Annotated in this window: 22 protein-coding genes; 16 read left to right on the top strand and 6 right to left on the bottom strand. The window is 34.8% G+C overall.

Translation table 11 applies throughout. The features are described 5' to 3' along the window. Positions 1–292 precede the first annotated feature (292 nt). The 3 genes from LNQ81_RS02940 to LNQ81_RS02930 all read left to right on the top strand — a co-directional run bounded on the left by LNQ81_RS02940 (position 293) and on the right by LNQ81_RS02930 (position 7,937). Positions 293–6,199, top strand: a complete 5,907-nt coding sequence (locus tag LNQ81_RS02940; RefSeq protein WP_229944686.1) for an alpha-2-macroglobulin family protein — start codon at positions 293–295, stop codon at positions 6,197–6,199. A 152-nt stretch (positions 6,200–6,351) separates the two neighbouring features. Further along, the gene (locus LNQ81_RS02935) at positions 6,352–7,224 is read left to right on the top strand and encodes a pirin family protein (RefSeq protein ID WP_229944685.1); all 873 of its coding nucleotides are present in this window, start codon (positions 6,352–6,354) and stop codon (positions 7,222–7,224) included. A 167-nt stretch (positions 7,225–7,391) separates the two neighbouring features. Further along, positions 7,392–7,937 carry a hypothetical protein gene (locus LNQ81_RS02930; RefSeq protein WP_229944684.1) on the top strand — a complete coding sequence of 182 codons (546 nt, stop codon included), beginning with the start codon at positions 7,392–7,394 and terminating at the stop codon, positions 7,935–7,937. Between the two features lie 242 nt (positions 7,938–8,179). Here the strand turns inward: LNQ81_RS02930 and LNQ81_RS02925 are convergent, their stop codons facing one another. From LNQ81_RS02925 to LNQ81_RS02910, 4 genes are all read right to left on the bottom strand, one after another. Continuing rightward, a complete protein-coding gene (locus LNQ81_RS02925) occupies positions 8,180–9,739 on the bottom strand; it encodes an IS1182 family transposase (protein WP_229944683.1) in 1,560 nt (519 codons plus the stop codon). A 185-nt stretch (positions 9,740–9,924) separates the two neighbouring features. Further along, on the bottom strand, positions 9,925–10,461 hold the full coding sequence (locus LNQ81_RS02920) for a DinB family protein (RefSeq protein ID WP_229944682.1): 537 nt from the start codon (positions 10,459–10,461) through the stop codon (positions 9,925–9,927). A 36-nt stretch (positions 10,462–10,497) separates the two neighbouring features. Beyond that, positions 10,498–11,010 carry a Crp/Fnr family transcriptional regulator gene (locus LNQ81_RS02915; protein WP_229944681.1) on the bottom strand — a complete coding sequence of 171 codons (513 nt, stop codon included), beginning with the start codon at positions 11,008–11,010 and terminating at the stop codon, positions 10,498–10,500. Positions 11,011–11,076: 66 nt separating this feature from the next. Continuing rightward, complete coding sequence (locus LNQ81_RS02910; RefSeq protein WP_229944680.1) at positions 11,077–13,104, bottom strand: M3 family metallopeptidase; 2,028 nt, start codon at positions 13,102–13,104, stop codon at positions 11,077–11,079. A 281-nt stretch (positions 13,105–13,385) separates the two neighbouring features. Here LNQ81_RS02910 and LNQ81_RS02905 point away from each other — a divergent pair, with 281 nt between their 5' ends. The 3 genes from LNQ81_RS02905 (at position 13,386) to LNQ81_RS02895 (ending at position 15,091) form a co-directional block, all read left to right on the top strand. After that, the gene (locus LNQ81_RS02905) at positions 13,386–14,462 is read left to right on the top strand and encodes an acyl-CoA dehydrogenase family protein (protein ID WP_229944679.1); all 1,077 of its coding nucleotides are present in this window, start codon (positions 13,386–13,388) and stop codon (positions 14,460–14,462) included. Positions 14,463–14,618: 156 nt separating this feature from the next. Beyond that, the gene (locus LNQ81_RS02900; protein WP_229944678.1) at positions 14,619–14,855 is read left to right on the top strand and encodes a hypothetical protein; all 237 of its coding nucleotides are present in this window, start codon (positions 14,619–14,621) and stop codon (positions 14,853–14,855) included. Positions 14,856–14,929: 74 nt separating this feature from the next. Next, complete coding sequence (locus LNQ81_RS02895) at positions 14,930–15,091, top strand: hypothetical protein (protein WP_229944677.1); 162 nt, start codon at positions 14,930–14,932, stop codon at positions 15,089–15,091. Positions 15,092–15,177: 86 nt separating this feature from the next. On the opposite strand, the gene purE is transcribed toward LNQ81_RS02895, so the two are convergent. Further along, positions 15,178–15,657, bottom strand: coding sequence for a 5-(carboxyamino)imidazole ribonucleotide mutase (gene purE / locus LNQ81_RS02890; RefSeq protein WP_229944676.1), 480 nt, complete (start codon positions 15,655–15,657; stop codon positions 15,178–15,180). 5 nt (positions 15,658–15,662) lie between these two features. After that, positions 15,663–16,817, bottom strand: a complete 1,155-nt coding sequence (locus LNQ81_RS02885) for a 5-(carboxyamino)imidazole ribonucleotide synthase (RefSeq protein WP_229944675.1) — start codon at positions 16,815–16,817, stop codon at positions 15,663–15,665. Positions 16,818–17,776: 959 nt separating this feature from the next. Between LNQ81_RS02885 and hpt the strand changes: the two genes are divergently transcribed. The 10 genes from hpt to mnhG all read left to right on the top strand — a co-directional run bounded on the left by hpt (position 17,777) and on the right by mnhG (position 26,066). Then, positions 17,777–18,310 carry a hypoxanthine phosphoribosyltransferase gene (hpt, locus tag LNQ81_RS02880; protein ID WP_229944674.1) on the top strand — a complete coding sequence of 178 codons (534 nt, stop codon included), beginning with the start codon at positions 17,777–17,779 and terminating at the stop codon, positions 18,308–18,310. A gap of 30 nt (positions 18,311–18,340) precedes the next feature. Continuing rightward, entirely contained in the window at positions 18,341–18,916 is a 576-nt protein-coding gene (locus tag LNQ81_RS02875; RefSeq protein WP_229944673.1) for an adenylate kinase, read from the top strand. A gap of 243 nt (positions 18,917–19,159) precedes the next feature. Further along, positions 19,160–20,161, top strand: coding sequence for a GTPase ObgE (gene obgE / locus LNQ81_RS02870; protein ID WP_229944672.1), 1,002 nt, complete (start codon positions 19,160–19,162; stop codon positions 20,159–20,161). A gap of 163 nt (positions 20,162–20,324) precedes the next feature. Beyond that, positions 20,325–22,631, top strand: coding sequence for a hydrogen gas-evolving membrane-bound hydrogenase subunit E (gene mbhE / locus LNQ81_RS02865; RefSeq protein ID WP_229944671.1), 2,307 nt, complete (start codon positions 20,325–20,327; stop codon positions 22,629–22,631). Further along, complete coding sequence (locus LNQ81_RS02860; RefSeq protein WP_229944670.1) at positions 22,621–23,064, top strand: Na+/H+ antiporter subunit B; 444 nt, start codon at positions 22,621–22,623, stop codon at positions 23,062–23,064. Before mbhE ends, LNQ81_RS02860 begins: the two co-directional genes overlap by 11 nt. Before the next feature lie 11 nt (positions 23,065–23,075). Then, complete coding sequence (locus tag LNQ81_RS02855) at positions 23,076–23,429, top strand: Na+/H+ antiporter subunit C (RefSeq protein WP_229944669.1); 354 nt, start codon at positions 23,076–23,078, stop codon at positions 23,427–23,429. Continuing rightward, on the top strand, positions 23,426–24,937 hold the full coding sequence (locus LNQ81_RS02850; protein WP_229944668.1) for a proton-conducting transporter transmembrane domain-containing protein: 1,512 nt from the start codon (positions 23,426–23,428) through the stop codon (positions 24,935–24,937). The genes LNQ81_RS02855 and LNQ81_RS02850 overlap by 4 nt, the downstream gene beginning before the upstream one ends. A gap of 7 nt (positions 24,938–24,944) precedes the next feature. Further along, complete coding sequence (locus LNQ81_RS02845; protein ID WP_229944667.1) at positions 24,945–25,427, top strand: Na+/H+ antiporter subunit E; 483 nt, start codon at positions 24,945–24,947, stop codon at positions 25,425–25,427. Beyond that, positions 25,424–25,699, top strand: a complete 276-nt coding sequence (locus LNQ81_RS02840; RefSeq protein WP_121964051.1) for a cation:proton antiporter — start codon at positions 25,424–25,426, stop codon at positions 25,697–25,699. The genes LNQ81_RS02845 and LNQ81_RS02840 overlap by 4 nt, the downstream gene beginning before the upstream one ends. Then, positions 25,692–26,066 (top strand): monovalent cation/H(+) antiporter subunit G, encoded by a 375-nt coding sequence (gene mnhG, locus LNQ81_RS02835; RefSeq protein WP_229944666.1) that lies wholly within the window; start codon positions 25,692–25,694, stop codon positions 26,064–26,066. The genes LNQ81_RS02840 and mnhG overlap by 8 nt, the downstream gene beginning before the upstream one ends. Positions 26,067–26,133 lie beyond the last annotated feature (67 nt).

The following is a 26,133-nucleotide window of genomic DNA, read 5'->3' as shown; positions in this document are numbered from 1 at the left end:
TGTTTTTTTTTATTGAGTCAAAGAAACAGTGAATATGTTTTTTAAATGTTATCCTCTTATAAAGCTTGAGTTATCGTACTGTTTATAGAATAATTGAAAGTTGTATTTATTGGAAGTAAATATGTTATTTGTGAAATAAAATATGCTGTTGTGTTAAGATAAATCTAGATATAAAATCTAAGTTAATTAGTAAAGTATGGTAATAGTGAAGTTAATTTATTGAGATAATAGAGACTTTTAAAATTCTTTTAAGTAATTTAGAAACAGCAAAAAAAAGGTGCTATATATATATATGAAAAAAACTAGCTTATATCTTATGATACTTGCTCCACTTATAGGGTTTGGTCAGAAGCCTGATAATCGCATACAAGCGTTATGGGATATTATTCAGAAGCAAGAAGTGAATGCTGAGGTAAAAAGTATGTTACCTAATATTAGGGAAGTATTGTCTTTATCTAAGAAGAATAAAGATTATCCGAGTATGATGAAGGCGATGTTCTATGAAGCAAAGGTTAATATCATTATTCAAGAAGACGAGAAGTATGATATTAATAGTATTATAGATCAGTTTAAAAAAGAAAGTAATACTGCGACAGGTTCTACAAGAGCTATATTAGATACTTATGTAGCTGAAATATATAAGTTGTACTTCGATGCCAATAGATATAAACTGAGAAATAGAACTGCTATAGAAGGAGGAACCTCTTCTTCTATTGAGTACTGGACAGAAGCAGATTTTAAACGCGAAATAGATAAACTGTATAACAGAGGATTAACTCTAGCAGCAAAAGATCAGCAGGCGCTTATCGGTAGTTGGGCTGATGTGTTTTACCTTTCGAATCAGAACTTAGGGATAGATTGGACTAAGTTTACTGTATATGATGCACTAAGATTAAACTTCATAGAGAATTTACAGTATAACTCGTTTGACTTATCAGACGAAGAAAGTGTATTGGTTAAGAATAAGAAAGAACAGCTAGAGACGGAGTTATTAAAGGACTTAAAGGCTAGAGCGAATACTTCTATGTATGTTTATGTACAGATGTATCTCGCAGAGTCAAAGGGTGATGAAGCTGTAATCAAGAAAACATATGCTTCTTTATTAGAAGAGTTTCCTAAAGAACCCTTAGTGTATGAGGGATATGCTAATCATCTTAGAGGAGTTGAGTTAATCGCTTTAGTAGATAAAGCTGTAAAGCTATTCCCTAATACAGATACAGCAGAGGACTTGTTAACAATGAAACAGTATGCTGAAGCTAAGCGATTAAACTATACGCTTAATGCTTATGTGTTAGATGAGCAGGCTATTCCTTTAAGTATAGGGCATCAGAATACGGATAAAGTATATGTGAAGATTTTAAAGAACACAAGTAATCTTAAGAGCACAGATGAGCACTTCTATTCAGGAGAAGAACGCTATCTGAAGCTACTAAAGGATTATCCTGCTGTAGATACGTATGAGCTAAACTTGAGTGCGTTTAAAGACTATGAGATGCACAGAACGATAGCAGCTCTTAAGCCTTTAAAGACGGGTAGATATTATGTGTTAATATCTAGTGTGCCTTTTAATAAGGTAGAAGCAGATAAAACGGATGTACAGATCAGTCATATCAATGTAACGCCTAATATTATAGAGGTAAACAATGGTAAACTAAGAGCATATAACCGCAAATCAGGTAAGCCTCTTAGCAATACCAAGATTCACATAGCAAATGAAGACGAGAGACGTGACAATAATAATTATTGGGAAACTGTCATCACTACGGATGCTAATGGTCAAGCTAGCATAGATATATCTAAGTTAGGACATTATCTATATATGAATGTAAAAGGAGAAGGAGTATACTACTCTCCTTATGCATCTAGTTATTATGGAGATAACGAAACAGAGGAAGCCGATGTTTCGTATAAAGCAACTATCCTTACTGATAGAGCAATATACAGACCTGCTCAAGTGATGTACTTTAAGTCTATCGTAGGTAAGAAAACACTGACTACAGAACAAGTAGTAGGTAAATCAAAAGTAACAATACTACTAACTGATGCAAACGGCACTGAGGTATCTAAACAGGAGCTGACGACGAATGAGTTTGGTTCTGTTAATGGGCAGTTTATATTACCTTCATCAGGAAAGTTGGGATACTATGGTCTAGAAGTGAAGCTAAACGAAGAGTCGATAGGATGGAGTAGTGTAAGAATGGAAGAATATAAACGTCCGAAGTTTGAGGTAGCCTTTGATGAGCTTAAAGGTATTTATAAGCTAAACGAAGAAGTAGCTGTTACAGGTAGCGCAAAGGCTTTCTTAGGAACGAATATAGATAAAGCGAAAGTAGTGTACCGTGTAGTACGCCAAGAGATATGGCCTCGATGGATATGTGGTACTTCATTTCCTTATAGATACGATAAGGGGGAAACGATGATACAGGGTGAGACTGTGACAGATGCTTTAGGTAAGTTCACTGTGAGCTTTAAAGCATTGCCTAAAGGAGAAGCGACTTCTACATTGCCTCGTACATTCACTTATACTGTATATGCGGATGTGACTGATCAGAATGGGGAGACACATAGTCAGAATCATAGTGTAGTAGTAGGAGAGAAGAATATAGAGCTAAGTGTCAACTTGCCTGTGATAACGACTGCTAAAGATTTAAGTAATTTTACTATTAGTACAAGAAACTTAAACGGTATAGATTATGCTTCTCAAGGGGAGTTAACTATCTATCCGTTATTAGCTCCTAATCCTAATCGTATTACTGATGAGTTCGGATTGGTTACAGGAGATTATCAGTTGTATAACTATGATGAGTTCGTAGCCTTATTCCCTAATCTAGTATATGGTGAAGAGAAAGATAGTTCTAAGTGGAAAGAAGGAGTATCTGTGTTTAATACTTCATTTGATACTGCTAAAGGAAATAGTATCGTATATAACGGAGCAAAACAATTGACTTCCGGTAACTATATCGTAAAAGGGTATGTACTAGAGAATGGTATAAAGAATGAGATAGAGAAGACTTTTATCTTAAGAAATGAAGAGCTTAAAGAAGCACCAAAGGCATTAGTAGAACTTAAATCAGAACAAAAAACGTATAAGGTAGGGGATAAAGCTACGGTAGAAGTACGAAGTGCTGAGGATAATACGTATGCTTTCGTTGAGGTAATGGCTAATGGAAAGACTGTTTCTCAAAAAGTAATGAAGATCAGTAAGAAAGGAACGAAAGTAGATATTCCTATCAAACTAGAGTATAAAAAGGTAAATGTATATGCACTAGCTTTAAAGCATAATATGGCGGTACAAGATGCTGCTGAAATAGCTTTAAAAGAAGATGCAGATAAACTACAGATAGTAATAGAATCGTTTAGAGATAAGGTAGAGCCGGGAGCGAAAGAGAAGTGGTCTCTAAAAGTGAAGGGGGAAGAGAAAGAGCAAGTAGTAGCGGAGTTATTAGCAACTATGTATGATGCTTCATTAGATGAGTTCGTTTATCACAACTTGAATGTTGGGTTAAAAGAACCAAAGTATTATTATAACTCACCTTCATTTAATAAATATAACTTCGGTACACTGCGCAGTACAGGATACTTTAGTTCGTTAATGAGTGAAAGGATAGATCAGATTACGCTGACAGTAGATAGACCTGTTATTTTAAATACGTTTGGACTTAGTATATTTAATAATGGATATGGACGTCAAAGAGTAATGTCTGTAAGTCTTAAAAAGGATCTTAGTTATGATTCTGAGAAATCTGTATCCAAAGTAGCTATGACAGGTGCGCCTAGTGCTCTACAAGGTCAAGCAGCAGGAGTAAGTGTTTTGGAAGAAAACGCTGTAACAGAGACTAAAGCAGTAGGTGGAGCAAGTGATAACAAAGAAACCACACCGACTCCAACAGTTCGTAAGAACTTACAAGAGACAGCGTTCTTCTATCCTACGTTAAAGACTGACGAGAACGGTGATGTGAAGTTTGAGTTCACGATGCCTGAGGCATTGACTAAGTGGAAGTTTATGGCTGTTGGTCATACGAAGAACTTACGTCAGGCGTATGCAGAGCAAACTGTAGTAACACAGAAGGAATTAATGGTAGTACCTAACTTGCCTCGTTTCTTACGTCAAGGAGATAAGTTGACTTTATCGACTAAGGTGATAAACCTATCTGATACTACACGTAAAGGGAAAGCAACATTACAGTTGTTTAACGCTTATACAAATGAGTTGATCTTAGAGAAGTCAGGAGAGTTCTCTGCTAATAAATCTGAGTCAACTGCAGTTAATTGGGATATAGAAGTGCCTAATGGTGTCGATGTCGTGACGTGTAGAGTAGTGGCAGTATCTGATAACTTCAGTGATGGAGAAGAGTCTGCATTACCTGTACTATCTAATAGAATACTCGTGACTGAGACAATGCCTATCTATGTGAAAGAGGGACAGAATAAGCTATTCTCGTTTAAAGCATACGAAAAGGAAATTAGCAATACACTACAGAATCACAAGTTGACGCTAGAGTTAACAGCTAATCCGATATGGAATGCTGTATTTGCTATTCCTTATTTGCAAGAGTATCCTTATGATTGTTCAGAGCAGTTGTTTAGCAAAGTATTTGCTAATGCAGTGGCTACAAAAATAATGAATGACAATCCTAAGATTAAGACTGTTTTTGATCAATGGAATGCCAAAGGACAAGTAACCTCTAAGCTTGAGCAAAACCAAGAATTGAAGAGTATCTTATTAGCGGAGACACCGTGGGTGAGAGAGACTGTAAGTGAAGAAGAACAAATGAAGCGTATCACTATCCTGTTTGACTTGAATAAAATGCGTATGGATTTACAGACAGCATTAGAGAAGTTAGCAGAACAGCAGAATAGTGATGGAGGATTCACTTGGTTTAAAGGAGGAAAGTCTGATTTATATATTACACAGACTATCGTAGAAGGTTTTGGAAACTTGAAGAAAATAGGTGTGTTAGAAGAGGATTGGATTAATGAACTAGGTTATAAAACACTTTTATCAGATGCGATTAAGTACATAGATGCTACTCAATACGCTGATTATCTAAACAGAGATAAGAAGGTCAACCCTAATGAGGTGACGAGTATTAATACGCATTATCTGTATGCACGTAGTTTCTTTATTGGAGAGTATGGTATCAATGAGAAGTACGCTCCGATGGTAGCTTCTATTCGCAAGGGAATAGAGAGTGCGAAGCCGTCAGGAAACTTGTATAAAGACGCTATGCGTGCTGTAGTAGCGAAGAGATTAGGATTGGTTAAGACTGCAGATACTATTATCAAGAATATTATGGAGACAGCCGTATCATCTGATGAGAAGGGAATGTATTGGAAGCATAATGTGCCAGGATGGTTATGGTATCAAGCGCCTATAGAAACGCAAGTGGCAATTATAGAAGCTGCTAATGAAGTCGATAAAGACAAGTATGCTAATGATATTGAGCAAATGAAAGTTTGGTTGCTTAAGAATAAACAAACTACTGGCTGGTCTTCTACGAAAGCGACTACTAAGGCTGTGTATGCTTTAATGTATACAGGGAAGTCTTGGATTGATGCTGAGAAAGGACTAGAAGTAAAAGTAGGCGGTTATCCTGTTGACTTGACTAAAGATGCTCAGTTAGGTAGTGGTTATATTAAGCAGACTTGGTCTAAAGCAGAAATGACAGCTAAGAAAGGTATTGTTGAAATAACGAAGACATCTCCGGGTGTTGCTTATGGAGCGATGTATTGGCAGTATTTTGAAGATATAGATGCAGTTAATTCTGCTAACACAAGTATCAAAATGGCTAAGAAGCTTTATATAAAGGTAAATACAGATAAGGGGCAAACTCTTCGTGAGATTGCGAAAGACACTCCGATTAAAGTAGGGGATTTAGTAACAGTACGACTAGAGATTAGCGTAGATAGAGATATGGATTATATCCACTTAAAAGATATGCGCGCTAGTGGATTTGAACCAACGAATGTATTGTCAGGATATAGATGGAAAGGAGAGTTTGGTTATTATGAAGAAACAAGAGATGCTTCAACGAACTTCTTTATTAATAGACTGAGAAAAGGAAACTATGTATTCGAATATGAATTAAGAGCGAATGTAGGAGGTGACTTCTCTAATGGTATTACTACTATGCAGAATATGTACGCTCCTGAGATGAGTGCTCATAGCGAGGGTGCTAGAGTAGAGATTAAGAATTAATATGTAACAGAGTTTATAGGAAGAGGTTTGCTTAGGCAAGCCTCTTTTTTTGTATCTACTCTATACAGATATAGCATAGTGTTCTTCTTGTTGTAGATTAAGTGTTTAAGGCTTGATGAGGTTGTAAATTTGTAATACAAAAACAAAGAGATATGAAAACAAGAAATATTAAACAGATCGTAGCACCACAGCCTGCACACTTTGTAGGGGATGGTTTTAGAGTGCATAACTTTATACCAAGTATGCCAAATATGAATATGCAACAAATGGATCCGTTCATTATGTTTGATTACAATTCAAAATATACATTCGGTCCATCAGAAATACCTAGAGGAGTAGGTGTACACCCACATAAGGGATTTGAGACAGTGACTATCGCTTATAAAGGACGTGTAGAGCACGGAGACAGTAGTGGAGGTGGAGGAATTATCGGTGAGGGTGATGTACAGTGGATGACTGCTGCCTCTGGAGTATTACACAAAGAGTTTCACGAAACTGAATGGAGTAAAACAGGTGGAGAGTTTCAGATGGTACAGCTTTGGGTTAATCTTAAGAGAGAAGATAAGAAAAGACCTGCTAAATATCAAGCGATTGAGAATAAAAGCGTAGCCAAGTATCCTTTAGAAAATAATATGGGAGTAGTGGAAGTAATAGCAGGAGAGTATAATGGCACTAAAGGTACAGCGACTACATTCTCACCTATCCATATGTACAACTTAAAAGCAAAAGCAGGTGCAAGTACTAACTTTGCTTTCCCTAGTGGATATACTACTTTATTATTAGTGTTAGAAGGGGAAGTAAAAGTAAATGGAGAAGTGGTCTTAACAGATCACGTAGCACTTATGGAAAGAGAAGGAGAAGAGTTCTCTGTTGAGGTAACTAAAGATGCTGTAGTACTTGTGATTTCTGGAGAACCGTTAAATGAACCAATTGCACACTATGGTCCTTTTGTAATGAATACATCAGATGAATTAGTACAAGCAGTGGATGATTTTAATTCTGGGAAATTCGGGGACTTAATATAATTAGAATGTCATAATAAGTAGTGAGGCTATATTTTTATAGTGGTTTTGTTTTGGTTAAGGGAGAGGAGTTGATTACCTCTCCTTTTCTTTTTGTATGTAAAATAGCTGTTTATAGCTATTGCATATTTAGTAAGTATGGTTTTACATTTGTGCTTTAATAGACAGGTATGAAAAAACTTAGTATAATAGTATTAGCACTATCTCTTTTTGCAGTTGGTTGTAAGGATAAAGAAGCGGAAACAACAGTGGTAGAAGAGACTCAGGTAGTAACTCCACAAGAACAACCACAAGTAACAGAATTAAAGTTATCTGGTGACAATATGGATATCTATCTAGAGTCAGAGAACAAGATGATGTTGTCTCTAGGTGAAGCAGATCAGTTACGCCTTCAAAAGGCAGTTCAGATTATTGGAAATCTGAATGTGATCTACGCAGAAGATGATGGAATAGACCATGACAAAACTGATGCCGCATTCTTAAAGCAAGTAGGAGACAAAACATTTAAAGAAGTCTGCGTAGTAGCTGAAGGTTATTTGAAAGCAGATCAACAACGTGAGTTTGACCGTATCAATATAATATTAGGTAGTATAAAAGATCCTAAGGCTACTTCTGATGCTGAGCGTTATAATGAAGCACAGCACGATCTGAAAGAAGCTAATAAAATACCTGTTACATTAGATGCTTATACATATAGTGAAGAGTGTTTTCTGTAAAGGTTTACAGTTGTTAGTTAATGGTTGACGGTTAGTAGAGACGGCAATAGATTGCGTTTAGCACGTAATAACCACAATATGGATAATCTTATAAAACAAATAGGGGCTGTCTCATTGCAAAAAGAGACAGCTCTCTTTGTTCTGATATTTTAGATATTGTTTTTAGAGGATTTTCTTAAAATATGCAAACCTCAGAGGATTGAAAAAGGATATTAAAGAAAAAAGGAACTAAAAGAGCCTTTTTAGGCAGCTCTCTTTCTAATATTTTGTGCAATTGCCAATAATCCCCATTCTATTGCGACTTTTTCCTTACCACGAAGCATAAATCGGCGGAACCCATGGTTCTGTTTAATGTTTCCGAAAACTGTTTCTACATCGTGACACCTTTGTGTACGCTTGTCAACACCTTCTTTTGTAGTGAGTAATTTACTTGCTTTTTTTCGGTGTCGTTGTAATTCAAAGTTTATTTCTATAGTCCGATTGCCTTTTGCTTTATGGCATACACCATTTAAAGGACAACCTTGACAATTTTTAGCTTGATATTGCCTTAATGTTTGGATAAAGCCTGTAGTTGTAGCTTTTGTTGTATCTCCAATATAGTGCATTTCTTGTCCCATAGGACATACAAAATAATCACCTTTGTGTTGGTAAAATAATTTATCTGTTGCAAAAGGCTTTGTACTTTGCTTAGCATTCTTCCTGGTTTTTTTTTCTACTTGTTCTTGCTCTTGCTCAAAAGTATTATACTTCACAAAAGCTTTAATTTGTTGATCCTCTAAATAGGTGTAATTTTCTTGACTACCATACCCTGCGTCTGCTATAACAGACTTTGGATATTCGCCATAATTCTCTTTGAATTTTTCTAAGTGAGGTATTAATGTAGTTGTATCAGTTGGGTTTGAATGTATACTATAGGCAAGGATATATTGATTGTTGGTTGATATTTGAACATTGTAGCCTGCTTTTAGAAAACCACTATTCATATGATCTTCCTTCATACGCATAAAAGTAGCATCCTTATCTGTTTTAGAATAAGAATTGCGATCTTCTAGTATAGCTTCATGCTCTTGGTACTCTTGAATTTTTGTAGGGTACTCTTTGCTGATATACTTAAGTTTGTTCTTTACTTTCTGGTCAACATCTGGATTGTCTTTTAACGCTGCATTTAATGTGTCAATGGCTTGATTTATAGTCTCTGCATCTATTTTCTTAAAGTCTGGGGGTGGTGGAAGTTCACTTTCTTGTCTGGCAATAGAGTCTGCATAACCCCATATTTCTAGAATCTGCTGAACCATCTTTTCTTTATAATTTGAAATAGCTTTCTTCCAAACAAAGGTGAATTTATTAGCATTGGCCTCGATTTTAGTTCCATCAATATAAGCCTCTTCAATACTAATAAAACCTTCCGCTATGAATAACTCAACAATCTGAGTAAAGATTTGCTCTATATAATCCTTAAGTTTTGAAGAGCGAAAACGATTAATTGTATTGTGGTCTGGGTAGGACATACCACTTAACCACATATAATGAACATTCTCTAAACAGGCTTGCTCAAGCTTGCGACTACTGTACACATTGTTTAGGTAACCATAAATTAGAACCTTTAGTAACATCTTTGGATGATAACTGATACCACCACATTTAGAGTAGCTATCATATAAGCTTTCTAAGTCTAACTTATCTATTACTGTATTAATAATACGTACAGGATGTAACTTAGGGATAAAATCATCTAAGGAATGAGGAATTAAGCTCATTTGATTCTGAGCGTAGTATTTAAATCTAGGGGATTGTTTTGCCATAAACACATTGATTTATCAACTTAAAAATACTGATAATCAACTAAATAAACAAATAATAAGAGTGTAAATATACTAAATATGACTAAAAAAAGAAGCTGTCTTTATGAGACAGCCCCTTATTTAGTTAATGGTTGAGGCTGTAGCTAACGGTCTACAGTTGTTAACTGCAAACCGTCACTGTTAACTTATAGTAACTTGTTTATTTGATGAAAATGTCTATCATTGTGATAAACCACTATGCGTAGACCATCAGCTATTTTTAGTTTAAACCAAGTAGAAAACATTGTAGTAATTCCCTTTTTATTTAATACTTCTATTGGTATTATACTTATAATCTCTTTTAGGGTAATTAGATTGTTCTCCATCTCAGAGAGAACAACGATGGATAAGTTGTTGTTATTAATAGGATTAGTATGTTTTGGGCTTTTAATCTTCTTTTGGTTTTCTTTATACTGTAGTACATTAGCAAAGTAATTACCAACAATACCAGGGTTGAACTCTTGATTAGAAGTGCTTATATGTAGCTTAGTTGCAACAGTAAACTGAGGCAAGTAGAAATCGAAGTAATGGTTGAGATGTGCTGCACATTGTAGAATATTCCATTGCTCTAAAGTAGGAGTATATTCTAATTGTGCTATAGGAAGTTCTTTTATTCGTTGTAATTGCTCTATATGTTTCTCCGTAAGTAAACGTAAATCATCTAATACTTGTTGGTTTGTCATAGCTTATCATATTTATAGCAAAGATGCAATAATACTTTATTGCAAATCTTGATTCAAATCAAGCTTTTTCAATCGGGAGAACGTCTCAGGTGTCATTCGTAAGTAGCGAGCGATGTATTTCTGTGGTACTTCTTGAAATAATGTAGGAGAACGATGTAGAACCCTTCTGTATCTATCAATTGGTGAATCTGTCAACAAGTCTATTTCTCTTTCTTGAAACTGTATTACAAGCTTCTTTAGTCCTTCCATATCATTTAGTAATGCTGTTGTTTCTTCAAGTGAAGGAACCATAACTTCGGTCTGTCTAATGGCTTGGAGGTAATACACGGTAGATTGGTGAGTTATCAAACTATCTAAAGCACAGATATAACTTCCTTTATATCCAAAACGGATAATGCGTTCCTCACTTTGATCTAAGATATAGAGTTGTAGACATCCACTTACGACATAGTATAATAACTTATTTACATCACCTGCTTGAAAGAGGTAATCTCCCTTTTTAAGTGTGATGCTCTTTGCCTTGTCAGTCATTAAAGGAGGTATGCTCATAGATAAAATAATTTAGCTAACAGCTAACGGTCTACAGCTGTTAACTGTAAACCGTCCACCGTTAACCTATAGTAACCCTGCTCTTTTCAGTAAAGCGTCAGGTGTAGGTTCTTGTCCTCTGAACTTTTTGTATAATGTCATTGGGTGATTTGTACCTCCTTGAGACAATACATTGTTCATAAACTTAGTAGCGATCTCTTTATTAAAGATACCATTAGCTTTAAAGTAAGCGAATGCGTCAGCATCTAATACCTCTGCCCATTTATAGCTATAATATCCAGATGAATATCCACCTTGGAAGATATGAGAGAATGAAGTACTCATTGCGTTTTCTGCTACATCAGGATATTGTTGAGTTGAAGCAAACTGTGTTGATTCGAACTCTTTTAAGCTTTTGATAGCTGTAGGATCTTGTCCGTGCCAAGCCATATCTAATAATCCGAAACTCAATTGACGCATTGTAGCCATTCCCTCTAAGAAGCTTGCGCTCTCTTTAATTTTTTCAACTAATTCCATAGGGATAGTCTCTCCTGTTTGGTAGTGTTTAGCGAATAGCTCTAAAGCCTCTTTCTCATAACACCAGTTTTCCATTACTTGACTTGGTAATTCTACGAAGTCCCAGAATACATTAGTACCTGATAGTGATGGGTAAGTAGTGTTAGCTAACATTCCATGTAATGCATGTCCGAACTCGTGGAATAAAGTCGTCACCTCATTAAACGTAAGTAACGAAGGCTTAGTAGCCGTTGGTTTAGTGAAGTTACACACATTAGAGATATGTGGTCTTTCATTAATTCCATCTTTAATATATTGATTCTTGAATGAAGTCATCCAAGCTCCATTTCTCTTTCCTTTGCGTGGGAAGAAGTCAGTATAGAAGATAGAGATAAACTCTCCTTGCTCATTCATAACTTCAAAAGTACGTACGTCAGCATGGTATTTCTCTATATTGTGTACTTCTGTGAATACTAATCCATATAACTTATTTGCTACTTGATAAGCACCATCTAGTACATTTTCTAATTGGAAGTAAGGTTTTAATAACTCATCGTCTAAGCTAAAGCGCTCTTGTTTTAACTTCTCTGAGTAGTAAGAACCATCCCATTTCTCTAAGCGGTCTATGTTGTCTAACTTCTTTGCAAATGCAGTTAATTCCACAAACTCTTTATCAGCAGCAGGCTTCGCTTTTGCTAATAACTCATTTAAGAACGCATTTACCTTATCAGGACTTTGTGCCATACGCTCTTCTAATACGAAGTGTGCGTGTGTAGCATAACCTAATAGATTAGCTCTTTCGTGACGTAGGTTAACGATGTTTAATACATTTCCCTCGTTGTTGTGTTCATTGTCTTGAAAGGCTTTTTTACCTGAAGCAATCGCCATTTCCTTGCGCAATTCACGATTATCAGCATACGTCATAAATGGAATATAACTTGGATAGTCTAATGTGAATACCCAACCTTCTTTTCCTTCTTGATCAGCTAGTGCTTTCGCTTCTTCTATAGCACCTTCTGGTAATCCTGCCAAGTCCTGTTCAGCAGTGATGTGTAGTTGGTATTTATGTGTTTCTGCTAATACGTTCTCTCCAAACTTAAGAGCAGTAGTCGATAATTCCGAGTCTATAGCTCTTAAACGTTCTTTCTTGTCCTCTGATAACAACGCACCATTGCGTACAAAACTTTTATAGTTCTTTGTCAACAGAGTTTCTTGTTCAGTATTTAAGCTCAAGCTGTCTTTTTGTTCGTGAACTGCTTTTACGCGTTTAAACAACTTTTCATTAAGTGAGATATCATTGCTTAGTGCTGATAACATAGGAGCTACTTCCTGTGCTATTTTTTGCATTTCATCATTTGTTTCTGCAGAGTTGAGGTTAAAGAAGATGTTAGATAATACATCTAATTCCATCCCTGAGTAAGCTAGCGCTTCTAGTGTATTCTCAAAGGTAGGAGTAGCGCTATTAGAAGTAATAGCGTCTATTTCGTTCTTTGTATCTTGTATTGCTTTTTGAAAAGCAGGTATATAGTCTTCCGTTTTAATTTGAGTAAATGGTGCAGTGCCGTGTACTGTGTTAAATGGATTATTTAATGTCGACATAAGTTTTAATTTCTCTATTTATTTAATACTATAAAAGTAAGATTTTTTAAAAGAATTCAGTGTTAGGGATAGTTTAAAATTTAGTTTATAGCATTTACCTATGGTCTAAATTAAGACAACCCCTTGTTTTAGTATGATATATGCCTATTTTAAACTTTAAAGTAATTTAATACAGTTATGGAATGTTTTTTGCACTATATGAGAATAATCACATATTAATGGTACCTTAAGGTAGTTAAATTAATATGTTTGTTTTAATAGATAATTAATCAATCAATAGTATGTTAGAGATTGTATCAGAGGATTTAGATATCCTAAGAAATGAAGTTAAGGAAGCAAAGAAAGTCGGTACACTTACAGAGAAACAATTGAAAGTAATTTTTAGTAATAAGTTGTTTAATATGTTTGTGCCTAAAGAATTTGGAGGATTAGGACTTCATTTAATAGAAGCTTTACAGGTAGAAGAGCAGCTGGCTAGGATAGACGGAAGTCTTGGATGGACGGTAACGATGGGAGCGGGTGCTAATATGTTCGTAGGCTACCTAGAGAGCTTTATGGCTAAGATGATTTTTCAAGACAGTAAAGTGTGTTTTGGGGGTAGTGGTCAAATAGATGGTATAGCTACTGTATCTAAAGATGGCTATGTTGTTAATGGAATATGGGATTATATCGTTGGATTACCACATTGTACTGTACTAACACTTAATTGTCATATAGAAGATAAAGGCAAATTACTATATAAAGCAGACGGATCACCTTATTTTAAGACTTTCTTTTTCTTTCCTAAGGAGGTGACTATTGTTGAGGACTGGAGGTCTATAGGACTTAAAGCTACGGCAAGTCATAGTGTGAAAGTGAACAATTTTAGAGTTAGTACTAATCGTGCTTTTGAAATAGATAGTACTAATCCCGTTATCAATGATCAGACGTATCAATTTCCGTTCGAACAGTTTTCTCTACTTACTTTAACAGCGAATCATATGGGAATGCAAGAGCACTTTATGGATGAACTTAGGAAGTACTTCACAGGTGAGTTATATAATAAATATTTTGAGTTTAAAGATGAGATATTTCATCAGTATGAAGAGAAGTTTTTAGAGCGTAGAGTTGCTTTTTATGCTTTAGCTAAAAGTGCAAGTGATGAAGTACTACTTAACGGTTTTCTTTCTGAAAAGATGCTTAGGGAAATAGAAGAGATGTGTAAGGGCTTAGTGTATAAAGGTCGTAACTCTGTACTTAAAGTTGTTCCTTATTTAGGTATGGCGGCTATGGACTATACAACAGAGATGAACCAAATAGTATGTGATATTCTTACTGCAAGTCAGTTTAATCTGTTATTACCAGATTCTCTAGATTAATTAGCGGTTTTGGAGTATACAGAAAGAGGGTTCTTAATACTCTAGCAAGTGCTTTAAAGTTTCTATTTGTTTAGTAGCAGTTGATATGTTTGATTATTATATGATTTTCGTATTGATTATTATTAATTTTATCATTCTAATTTTAAGTGTATTAATATGAAACATGTAGCTTTTTTTATCAGTTTGTTATTTGTAATGGCTTGTAGTAGTAATGATGAATCAAAGCCAATGGTGATTGATACTTATTATACTATTATGCTTAAGGATGTAAATGGTAATAATTTGCTAGATCCTTCTTTTAAAGGCTCATTCGCTCATAAGGAAATAATGTTATATGGTGCAGATGAAAAAGGTGTAAAAACATCTGTTGTTCTTGAAAAGGAATTAACGTAATTAAGTCTGCATCTATTAATGGTAAGGTTGAATATTATATAGGAGTAAATGTTGGATCGTATGTTGCTCCTAATATGAGTATAGTATACTTGTTATTGCCAAATGGTGACTTAGATAAGCTGGAAATGAAGTATAGACAGAGGGGGAATAGTAAAATGAAATATGAAATTTATTTTAATGATAAAATGATATGGAGTGAAGGAGGAGTTGATTCAGGTTTTGTTATAATCAAGTAAATAGATATAAAAAAGGGAATAGTTGATAATCTTTATAAATCGATTTATCACTTATTCCCTTCTTTTGTATGTAATATAATTCTTAATTATTTTATACTTTCTGCTGCTTTAAGAACAGCTTCTTTTAATCCGTTTTTATATTCAATCATCTTGTTTAGAATATCTTGGTTTTGACTACCTAAGATCTGTAATGCTAGTAGTCCTGCGTTCTTAGCTCCATTAAGCGCTACTGTAGCTACAGGTACACCACCAGGCATCTGTAAGATAGACAGTACACTATCCCACCCATCGATAGAGTTGCTAGACTTAACAGGTACACCGATTACAGGAAGTGGAGACATCGAAGCTACCATACCTGGCAAGTGCGCTGCACCACCAGCTCCAGCGATAATTACGTTATAACCGCGTAAATGTGCATTAGCCGAAAAGTCAAATAACTTCTCAGGTGTTCTGTGAGCAGATACGATATCTACATCTACTTCCACACCGAATTCTTTAATAATATTGATTGCATCTTGCATTACAGGCATATCAGATGTACTGCCCATTACTACTGCTATTTTCATAAGATTTATTTGCTGATTACTTTAATAGTTTCTTTTACAGTTTGTGCTATTTGTCTAGCCTTAGTCATATCACTATTCACGATAGTTACGTGTCCCATCTTGCGGAACGGACGAGTTTCTCTCTTGCCATAGATATGAGGAGTAACCCCATCTATCGCTAAGATATTTTTCATCCCCTCGTAGAATACCTGACCTGTATATCCTTCGGCACCTACTAAGTTCACCATAATACCTGCCACTTTGCTATCTGTATTCCCTAATGGCAATCCTAGGATAGCGCGGATGTGTTGTTCGAATTGTGAAGTATAACTAGCTTCGATAGAGTAATGTCCAGAGTTATGTGGACGTGGAGCGACCTCATTAACTAAGACGTCGTCTTCTTGTGTTTGGAACATCTCCACAGCCAGTAAACCTACGTGGTTAAATTTATCAGACACTTGAAGTGCGATAGCTCTAGCCTTATCAGCTACAGCAGTATCTATACGAGCAGGGCATATTACATACTCTACTTGATTCGCCTCAGGGTGAAACTCCATTTCTACCACAGGATAAGTCTTAATCTCTCCAGTAGCAGAACGTGCTACGATAACAGCCAATTCGTTTTTAAAAGGAACCATTACTTCTGCGATACACTCTACATTAGGCAGTGTGTCTAAGTCAGTAATCGTGCGAACTACTTTTACTCCATTACCATCATAACCAAACTGTGCACATTTCCATACGAATGGCATCGTTAGCTCATTTGCTACAGTAGCAACCTTAAGCTCTTCTATCGTAGAGAATCTCTTATAAGGAGCAGTTGGGATGTTATGAGTAGTATAAAAGTCTTTTTGATTTCCTTTGTTTTGGATAAGACGAAGCGTTTTTGGAGAAGGGAATACTTTTAGCCCTTCCTCCTCTAACTTATCAAGTGCGTCTAAATTGACATTCTCTATCTCGATAGTCAAGGTGTCAACTGTTTTTCCAAAGCGATAAACAGTCTCAAAATCCATTAAATCCCCTTGAAAGAATTGGTGCGCACCATATTGTGCTGGTGCATCTTTGCTAGGATCTAATACATTAGTTGCGATGTCAAATTTGCGAGTGTCAGATAGGAGCATCTTACCTAATTGACCTCCTCCTAATATTCCCAAACGGAAATCAGTAGAAAAGTAATTCATTGTGTAGTTGTATTGTTATTGAGCAAAGATAAATTAAAAATATAAAAGAGGCTGTTTAAAATTTACTCGCCAAAAGGTTTGCTTTTTTATTTTGAAAATAGCTCTTGAATACAGTGAGTTTTACTATTTGTATTAGTTTGAGAAAAGAAATAAAGGATGAATTGTAAAATTGTAGAAATAAGATTAGAATCTAAGTAATAAATGATTTAACTCTAAGTGGTTTATTTTGAGGTTTTTTTTTAACATGACATAGAATGGGGCGATAGTATTTCCGCTTGCTATGTCCTCTTGGCGTAAGGATGGATCTCATTAAATCGGATATGTATCACTCAATGCATTGTGAGTATAGTCGCTATATATGAATGTTTGTTTTGTATGGGAAGTTAAATTGGAAGTCTAAAAGCCTTTTGTTTCAAGACAGTAATTGTCAATATATTATGAATGATAAAAATAAATGAAAAATTGTGATTGTTTGATTTTTGATAATTAGTTGAGGGGTTCTTTGTTTTTACCGTATTTATTGTTTTTATTTTATAATTAATATTAATTATTGATATTAAGTTTAGTTTTTGATATTTTGTTTGATTTTTGTTTACTTTGTATTTGTAATGTTTTATTAAATAAATATTTTTTAGTTAAAAAAATTAACTTATATTTGTTAGGATCGAGCTGTTGAAACAGCTTTTTATAAATTGAAAATTACGTTTTAAGTAGTGAAGATAATCTCAACAATGAAACTATAAACTTTGGTTTTAGAGTTAGATTGAATTAGTTTGTTTTAGGCGTAGCGTTTATATAAACGCTACGTTTTTTTTATTTCAAAAAAGGAATCAAACGAATAGTAAATAACTTGATTATAGATACGTGTTTTTTTAATTTAGGAGGTAATTCCTTTGCATAGAAACGAATAAAGCTGTATTCTTTTTGTATATTTGCAAATTACGAACAATTTCAACACAATGGAAATACAAGTATTAGATAAAGTATTCGTTCCTTTTATATCAGCGGAACGAATCGATGCTAGATTGAGTGAAATAGCACAACAGATAGAAGCAGATATGAATGGGGATGTTCCTGTATTTATAGGGGTTTTAAATGGTTCGTTTATGGTTGTTTCTGATTTAGTAAAGCACTATAAAGGAGCATGTGAGATGAGTTTTATCAAGATGGCTTCTTATATTGGAACACAATCTACTAATCAAGTGAATCAGTTATTAGGCCTAGACATCGATGTTACCGATAGACGCATTGTGATATTAGAAGATATTGTTGACACGGGTAATACTTTAGTCGCTCTAAAGAAGTTATTTGATCAGCACCGTCCAAAAGAAACACGTATTTTTACATTATGTCTTAAGCCTGAAGCGTATAAAAAGGATATCCCTTTAGATTACGTAGCGTTTGAGATAGAGAATAGGTTTATTGTAGGATATGGAATGGATTACGATAAACACGGTAGAAATCTACCAGAGATATACCAAATTAAAGAATAAAGATTAGACTAACAGAATAAACAGTAGATAATGATTGCAATAGTTTTATTTGGAAAACCAGGGGCTGGGAAAGGAACACAAGCTGAGTTTTTAAAAGAAAAATATAATTTAACACATATCTCTACAGGAGATGTTTTTCGTTATAATTTAAAGAATGGTACGGATTTAGGTAAACAAGCTCAGGTATATATGTCAGAGGCTAAGTTGGTTCCAGATGAAATAACGATCAATATGCTAGCTAATGAAGTGGAGAAGAACATGGATAAAGATGGTTTCTTATTTGATGGTTTTCCACGTACAATAAAACAAGCAGAGGCACTAGAGGCATTGCTAAGAGAAAAAAAAATTAGATTAGCTGGTACAGTGGCATTAGAGGCTAATGATGATATTTTGGTAGCACGTATCTTAGAAAGAGGTAAGACGAGCGGTAGAGCAGATGATCAAGATGAAGCTAAGATAAGATATCGTTATACAGAGTATAATGAAAATACAGCGCCATTAATAAAGTATTATCAAGATAAGAATGTATTTCATGCTGTAGATGGTATTGGCAGTATTGAAGAGATTACAGGACGATTAAGTAAAGTTATAGATACTTTAATATAACGTACTCTTTTACCTTATATTTGTAACTACCGTTACTGCGAATTAATTCTACTTCACATAGCTTCAATTAGCTCAAAACCACACTACAGTGTGCTTTAATTACTGATTTTACTCTGTTTTGTATAATTCATTCTCGTTTAAACGTTATCTACAGATTTAAGGTATTACATTAATTAAAAAATATTACCTTTGCCGCCCGATTCCGATTGTATGGAATAGTTTAGGGTTAAAAAATTATAGGAAATGACTGAAGGGAATTTTGTCGATTACGTAAAGATATATGTGGCTTCTGGTAAGGGAGGTAAGGGTTCTATGCACTTACACAGAGAAAAGTTTATAGAAAAAGGAGGACCTGACGGTGGTGATGGTGGTCGTGGAGGTCACGTTTATATTGTAGGAAACGAAGGTCTATGGACGTTATTTCATCTTAAATTTGCTCGTCACATTAAGGCGGGACATGGTGGAGATGGAGGAAGTTCTCGTAGTACGGGGTCTGACGGTGATGATAAAATTATCGAAGTGCCGTTAGGAACTGTAGTAAAGGACAAAGAAACAGGAGAAGTATTATTCGAAATAACTGAACACGGTGAGAAGAGAATCGTGGTAGCAGGTGGTAAAGGAGGGTTGGGTAACTGGCACTTTAGATCATCTACTAACCAGACTCCTCGTTATTCGCAGCCAGGGATGCCTATTAATGAAATGGACATCGTATTAGAATTAAAAGTGTTAGCTGATGTAGGATTAGTTGGATTTCCTAATGCAGGTAAATCTACTTTGTTATCAGTACTTACTTCTGCTAAACCTAAGATAGCTGATTACCCTTTCACCACGTTGAAACCGAATTTAGGTATTGTATCTTATAGAGATTTTAAATCTTTTGTGATAGCTGACATCCCTGGTATTATCGAGGGAGCTGCAGAAGGGAAAGGTTTAGGACACTACTTCTTAAGACACATTGAAAGAAACTCAACATTGCTATTTATGGTGCCTGCTGATGCAGAAGATATCGCCAAGGAATATGCGATTTTAGTAGATGAGCTTAGAAGATATAATCCAGAGATGCTGGATAAAGATCGTCTTTTAGTAATTACGAAATGTGATATGCTAGACGACGAGTTACAAGGAGAGTTAAAAGAGCAGTTAGATGCTGAATTAAACGAAGTACCATATATGTTTATTTCTTCTGTAGCTCAACAAGGGCTGACAGAGCTAAAGGATAAATTATGGGAAATGTTGAATAGATAATATTTTATTAAGAGAATAATCTTCTATTCTCTAATAGGGAGAGTAAGGGTGAGAAAAATGTACTATTAATTATTGTATTACTGATGGTTAGACGTTAATTTTTGTTTTTTTTTGTATATATTTACGACAAACTGAAAATATATATTTAGAGAAATAAAAAAATATGCTAACATTACTTTTTCTCACTTTTGTTCTTGCTTTTGTAGTACTATTTCTAAAAAAGTTCGTACAAAGTAAATTTGTTGCATTAATATCCCTACTTCCATTTTCAATTTTTTTATATCTATTATCTTTTTTACGTTCTGTAAAAGATGGAGTGAATAGTGTGCTATATACATCTGAGTGGGTACCGTCGTTAGGTATCAATTTAGATTTTAAGATAGATGGATTATCACTGTTATTTGGATTATTGATTTCAGGAATTGGAACGCTGGTATATTTATATGCATCTTCTTATTTAAGAGGGCATCCTCTGTTACATCGATTTATTTGTTACCTCACTATCTTTATGGGGGCGATGCTAGGAGTTGTTACTTCTGATAACCTTATAACCTTATTTGTTTTTTGGGAACTTACCAGTATAAGTTCGTTCTTCTTGATTGGATTCAATAATGAAGAAGAAGAATCCAGAGTTAGTGCTCTATGGGCTTTAGCAATAACTGGATTAGGAGGTTTCTTTTTACTGACATTTGGTGTAATACTAGGGACTATATCAGGTACCTATACTATAAGTGAATTACTTACACAAGGTGACGTATTAAAAGAGAATCCATACTATTTACTAATAATTATTCTTTTATTTGTAGCAGCCTTTACAAAGTCAGCACAGTTTCCATTTCACTTTTGGTTACCAGGAGCGATGAAAGCACCTACACCTGTATCTGCCTATTTGCACTCAGCGACTATGGTAAAAGCAGGAGTCTATTTATTAGCTAGATTTACTCCAATCTTAGGAGGAACTATGGAATGGAGTACGATATTATTAGTCGTAGGCGGGGTGACGATGACTTTCGGAGCATTTCACAGCGTATTTAGAAAAGATATGAAAGGTATATTAGCCTACTCTACAATCTCAGCCTTAGGATTATTAGTATTCCTATTAGGAATAGGTACGGAATTAGCGTTATATGCTGTGTCTGTATTTGTATTGGCACACGCTTTATACAAAGCAGCTTTCTTCTTAATTACAGGAATTATAGATCACGCATTACATACTCGAGATATTAATGAGTTAGGTGGATTGCGTAAATACTTTCCTCTGCTAGCAGTAGCAGGTGGGGTAGCTGCATTATCGTGTGCAGGTATACCTTTAACTTTTGGATTTATTGGAAAAGAGTTAATCTACGAAAGTGGATTACATTATAATGACTATAATCTTTCTTTAGTATTAGTAGGAGCATTGTTCTTTACTAATGTTTTCTTGACAGGTTCAGGTTTTTTAATCGGTATTAAACCATTCTATGGCAAACCAGTTAAAGAGTTCTGTGTTTCGCATAAACCAGATTGGCGATTATTAGCACCACCTATTGTATTAGGATTCTTTACCCTGTTATTAGGGATATTACCTGTAATAGCTTACAAAGAGATTATTCTTGCAACGTTTAGCGCGATCAATGGTAGTATGGTAGAAATGCCGCTGGCTATATGGCATGGAGTAAATACAAGTTTGCTTTTAAGTGGATGTACTATTGTTTTAGGAACAGGAGTGTATTTTGCTTTTAAGTGTTGGAAAAACTCAATGAGTATTGTTGAGCGATTTGAAGTAGCATCACCTAAGCATATTTTTTCTATTATCATTGAGTTTTTTAGAATTTTAGCTTATCGATATACTTGGATTTTCCACAATGGATATTTGAGATCTTATCTTGCAGTGATTATAGTATTCTTTATAGGCTTAGTAGGATATAAGCTTTTTACAGATGTACCATTAGCTGTGAATACAATTGGACTATCTGAGTTTAGGGTATATGAGTTAGTTGTGTTTTTGATTACAGTAGCAGCGGTATTATTTGCAATCAATACATCCTCGCGACTAACTGCTATTGCAGCTACAGGAGTAGTGGGATATTGTATCTGTTTAATCTTTGTGTTCTATGGAGCACCTGATTTAGGGATGACACAGTTCGCCATAGATACATTGACAACAGTATTATTCCTACTTGTGATGTTTAAACTTCCAGCATTCTTAAAGCTTGGAAATAGCAAGATACAATTTAGAGATGCTATTATAGCAATCTCTTTTGGTACACTGATTTCGATTATTACATTACAAGCATTAGTATCACCTGCTGATAAGGATATAAGTCGCTTCTATGCAGAAAATGCTTATGTATTAGCGAAAGGTAAGAATGTTGTAAATGTCATATTAGTTGACTTCAGAGGATTTGATACGATGATAGAAGGTATTGTATTGTCTATTGCGGCTCTAGGAGTATTTAGTATGTTAAAATATAAGGAAGATGAAGATTAAACCAAAACACGACGTTAGAAAGTTAAATTCGACTATTCTTAGAACAGCGACGAATTACTTATTACCACTGTTATTATTGTTTTCTCTTTTTGTATTATTAAGAGGGCATTATTTATCTGGTGGTGGATTTGTAGGTGGGCTTATTGCTTCTATTGCATTTGTACTTCATTCTTTTGCTTATACGACAAGACAAACTTTAAGATTGTTTCAAATACCACCACGTCAGTTGATACCTATTGGGTTGACACTTTCTTTTATTAGTGGTTTTTTACCAGTGATATTGGGAAGGTCATTTATGACAGGAGTGTGGTTTGCTGATAAAGTGGCGGTGATTGGTTCTGTAGGGACTGCCTTGTTTTTTGATATTGGGGTTTATTTAGTAGTAATTGGAGTAGTATTGACAATATTGTTGACTATTTCAGAAGGTGAATAAAAAGATAGATTATGGAATTACTTTTAGTGGTATTAGTAGGGGTCTTATATTCTGCAGGTATTTATTTGATATTGCGAAGAAGCATGGTCAAGTTATTATTGGGGTTTATGATGTTAGGTAATGGAGCTAATATTCTGATTTTTTTGATGGGGGAACTTACTAAAGGTAAGGCTCCTATTATAAATGGAGAGAATATACACTTTACAGATGCCTATGCAGACCCTGTGCCGCAAGCATTAATATTGACAGCTATCGTAATTAGTTTTGGGTTAACTGCCTTTGCAATTATATTGTTGAAGAAAGTACACGAAACTACAGGAACGGATGATTTGGATTCACTTAATATACAAGATTTAGATATATGATTTCGAACTTTATACTAGCTCCCATATTTACACATATGTTAACAGCAATTGTATTATTATTCTTTTGGAAAAATGTACAAGCACAAAAAACAGTGAGTGTAATAGGTAACATAATTGGCTTCTTTGTAAGTTGGAGATTGTTTGCTTTGATTTGGGAGAATGGAAATATAACAATGCAAATGGGAGGTTGGCAAGCCCCATTTGGAATTACCTTTGTAGGTGATACTCTTAGTGCAACGATGGTTATGCTTACAGCTATTGTATCATTAGCAGTAGGAGTGTATTCTACTGCTGCGACTAATATTAGTCGTATACGTTATGGACATTTTTTTATCTATCATTTCTTGATTATGGGATTGATGGGAGCTTTTTTAACAGGTGATATCTTTAACCTATATGTATGGTTTGAGGTTGTGATTATTTCTTCATTTGTCTTGTTGACATTAGGAGGAAAGAAGCTACAGATGGAAGGAGCGGTAAAATATGTTACAATGAATATGTTAGCATCAGCTATATTTCTAACAGCTATTGGTATATTATATGGTATCACAGGAAGTTTAAATATTGCTGATTTACCTGAGCACGTTGCTGCAGTAGAGAATAGAGGATTGGTCACTGTGACGGCCTTATTATTCTTTGTGGGGTTTGGTATTAAATCAGCGGTATTCCCTATGTATTTTTGGTTGCCATCTTCTTATCATACTCCACCGTCTGCTATTGGAGCGGTCTTTGGAGGGTTGTTGACTAAGATGGGAGTGTACTCTATGATTAGAGTATTTACAGTGGTTTTTGAACCAGATGATTTTATGTTACAAGTATTCGTAGTCATAGCTATCCTAACGATGATAAGTGGTGCTTTAGGTGTAATCAATAAGCGTAATATTAGAAGAATCTTGTCATATTTTATCGTGTGTCATATTGGGTACTTAATAGCAGGTATAGGAATATATACAGAATTAGCTTTTGTAGGAGTTGTCTTTTATTTGATTCATGATGTTATTGTAAAAAGTAATTTCTTTATGATGAATGGGCTTATACAGAAGATTCGCGAAACACAAGATATTTATCGATTAGGCGGATTTTATAAAGATTATCCTAAGCTATCTATCGTATTTGCCGTTATCTTATTTTCATTAGCAGGTATTCCTCCTTTATCTGGTTTTTGGCCTAAGATTATGTTGTTTCAGGAAGCATTTAAGCAGGAAAGTTATGTGTTATTAGGAACGATGATATTTGCGAGTTTTATAACATTATTCATTGTAGCTCGTATTTGGTCAGAGGTGTTTTGGAAGGATTTACCTAAGCCCAATGGAGAGGAAGTTGATCACTTTGCTCCTTTTCACAGGAGAGGACAGTTAGCTTTAGTATTGCCTGTTGTAGGTCTTGCTATAGTATCATTGTTGATAGGATTTAAAGCATCATTCGTTTTCGAAGTAGCAGAACGTGTAGCGCATGAGTTAAAGAATCCTTCGATTTATATAGATTCAGTAATGCATCATTTAAAATAGAGGAGTTATGTTAAAGTATTTTATACTTAATTTATTATTAATGTTTGTCTGGGTAGCATTAACTGGGCAATTAAATTACTCCAATTTTATTTTTGGGAGTGTAGCAGGATTCTTTATATTATGGATGCTAACACGTCGCTCTCGTGATAAAGATAAGGAGTACTTCTATCGTGTACCTAAGATATTGATCTTTATCTTATACTTTTTGTATGATATGATGGAGGCGAACTTAAGAGTAGCGATAGATGTAATGACACCTAAATATCATACTACACCGGGTATAATCAAATATCACTTAGATGCTAAGACTGATTTTGAGATCACAATGTTGACTAATATTATCGCATTGACGCCTGGAACTATGGTGATTGATATAGCTGAAGATAAGAGTTATGTATACATTCATACGATGTATCTAACAGATAAAAAGAAGTTCATCAAGAACTTAAAGAAAAGAACGGAGACTAAACTATTAGAGATATTGCGATGACAGTAGAAGAGTATTTTATATATGTGATAATGCCCATACTAAGTTTGTCTTTAGTCCTTATATTTATTCGTTTTCTGAAGGGACCTACTGTGGCAGATAGGGTAGTAGCATTAGATTTGTTGATTACAGTTGGTGTAGGTGTTATCGGAGTATTTAGTTTGATAGCTGATGATCCAGTGTTTCTAGATGTAGCAATGATTCTTGCACTGATAGCCTTTTTGAGTACGGTAGCTTTTTCTAATTATTTAATAAAAAGAAATAGAGATGATTGATATGTTTATTATGATATTAAGCACTGTAGGAGCAGTGTTTGTATTAATAGCTTCTATCGGAATAGTGAGGATGCCAGATTTTTATACAAGATTATCTATCACGATTAAAGCAGCTACATTGGGTATAGGCTGTATTTTAACGGGAGCTGCAATACACTTTGCAGAATTCTCTACGACAACTAAAGTATTGGCAATTGTGTTTTTCTTGTTTATCACTTCTCCTGTTGCGGCATTCTTGATTGCAAGAAGTGCGTATATAACAGGGATAAAGTTGTGGAAAAGGTCTGTAATAGATGAATTACAAGACAAATATGACAATAGAAATAATATTCCTTCTAGTTGTTCTAAGGAAGAAAGCAAGGAATAAGTGACAATATTTGAATAATTACCTTAATTGAAGATGAAATTGTCGAATAACATTTATCTTCGCATTT

Origin of the sequence: Myroides oncorhynchi (assembly GCF_020905415.1) — a bacterium.
GTDB classification, from domain to species: Bacteria; Bacteroidota; Bacteroidia; order Flavobacteriales; family Flavobacteriaceae; genus Flavobacterium; species Flavobacterium oncorhynchi_A.
This window is presented reverse-complemented; position numbering and strand designations above follow the sequence as displayed.

Bases quoted from the DNA above. Each gene is read 5' to 3' on its own strand.
- LNQ81_RS02940 (WP_229944686.1), top strand. From the start codon at position 293: ATGAAAAAAACTAGCTTATATCTTATGATACTTGCTCCACTTATAGGG.
- LNQ81_RS02935 (WP_229944685.1), top strand. From the start codon at position 6,352: ATGAAAACAAGAAATATTAAACAGATCGTAGCACCACAGCCTGCACAC.
- LNQ81_RS02930 (WP_229944684.1), top strand. From the start codon at position 7,392: ATGAAAAAACTTAGTATAATAGTATTAGCACTATCTCTTTTTGCAGTT.
- LNQ81_RS02925 (WP_229944683.1), bottom strand. From the start codon at position 9,739: ATGGCAAAACAATCCCCTAGATTTAAATACTACGCTCAGAATCAAATG.
- LNQ81_RS02920 (WP_229944682.1), bottom strand. From the start codon at position 10,461: ATGACAAACCAACAAGTATTAGATGATTTACGTTTACTTACGGAGAAA.
- LNQ81_RS02915 (WP_229944681.1), bottom strand. From the start codon at position 11,010: ATGAGCATACCTCCTTTAATGACTGACAAGGCAAAGAGCATCACACTT.
- LNQ81_RS02910 (WP_229944680.1), bottom strand. From the start codon at position 13,104: ATGTCGACATTAAATAATCCATTTAACACAGTACACGGCACTGCACCA.
- LNQ81_RS02905 (WP_229944679.1), top strand. From the start codon at position 13,386: ATGTTAGAGATTGTATCAGAGGATTTAGATATCCTAAGAAATGAAGTT.
- LNQ81_RS02900 (WP_229944678.1), top strand. From the start codon at position 14,619: ATGAAACATGTAGCTTTTTTTATCAGTTTGTTATTTGTAATGGCTTGT.
- LNQ81_RS02895 (WP_229944677.1), top strand. From the start codon at position 14,930: ATGAGTATAGTATACTTGTTATTGCCAAATGGTGACTTAGATAAGCTG.
- purE (WP_229944676.1), bottom strand. From the start codon at position 15,657: ATGAAAATAGCAGTAGTAATGGGCAGTACATCTGATATGCCTGTAATG.
- LNQ81_RS02885 (WP_229944675.1), bottom strand. From the start codon at position 16,817: ATGAATTACTTTTCTACTGATTTCCGTTTGGGAATATTAGGAGGAGGT.
- hpt (WP_229944674.1), top strand. From the start codon at position 17,777: ATGGAAATACAAGTATTAGATAAAGTATTCGTTCCTTTTATATCAGCG.
- LNQ81_RS02875 (WP_229944673.1), top strand. From the start codon at position 18,341: ATGATTGCAATAGTTTTATTTGGAAAACCAGGGGCTGGGAAAGGAACA.
- obgE (WP_229944672.1), top strand. From the start codon at position 19,160: ATGACTGAAGGGAATTTTGTCGATTACGTAAAGATATATGTGGCTTCT.
- mbhE (WP_229944671.1), top strand. From the start codon at position 20,325: ATGCTAACATTACTTTTTCTCACTTTTGTTCTTGCTTTTGTAGTACTA.
- LNQ81_RS02860 (WP_229944670.1), top strand. From the start codon at position 22,621: ATGAAGATTAAACCAAAACACGACGTTAGAAAGTTAAATTCGACTATT.
- LNQ81_RS02855 (WP_229944669.1), top strand. From the start codon at position 23,076: ATGGAATTACTTTTAGTGGTATTAGTAGGGGTCTTATATTCTGCAGGT.
- LNQ81_RS02850 (WP_229944668.1), top strand. From the start codon at position 23,426: ATGATTTCGAACTTTATACTAGCTCCCATATTTACACATATGTTAACA.
- LNQ81_RS02845 (WP_229944667.1), top strand. From the start codon at position 24,945: ATGTTAAAGTATTTTATACTTAATTTATTATTAATGTTTGTCTGGGTA.
- LNQ81_RS02840 (WP_121964051.1), top strand. From the start codon at position 25,424: ATGACAGTAGAAGAGTATTTTATATATGTGATAATGCCCATACTAAGT.
- mnhG (WP_229944666.1), top strand. From the start codon at position 25,692: ATGATTGATATGTTTATTATGATATTAAGCACTGTAGGAGCAGTGTTT.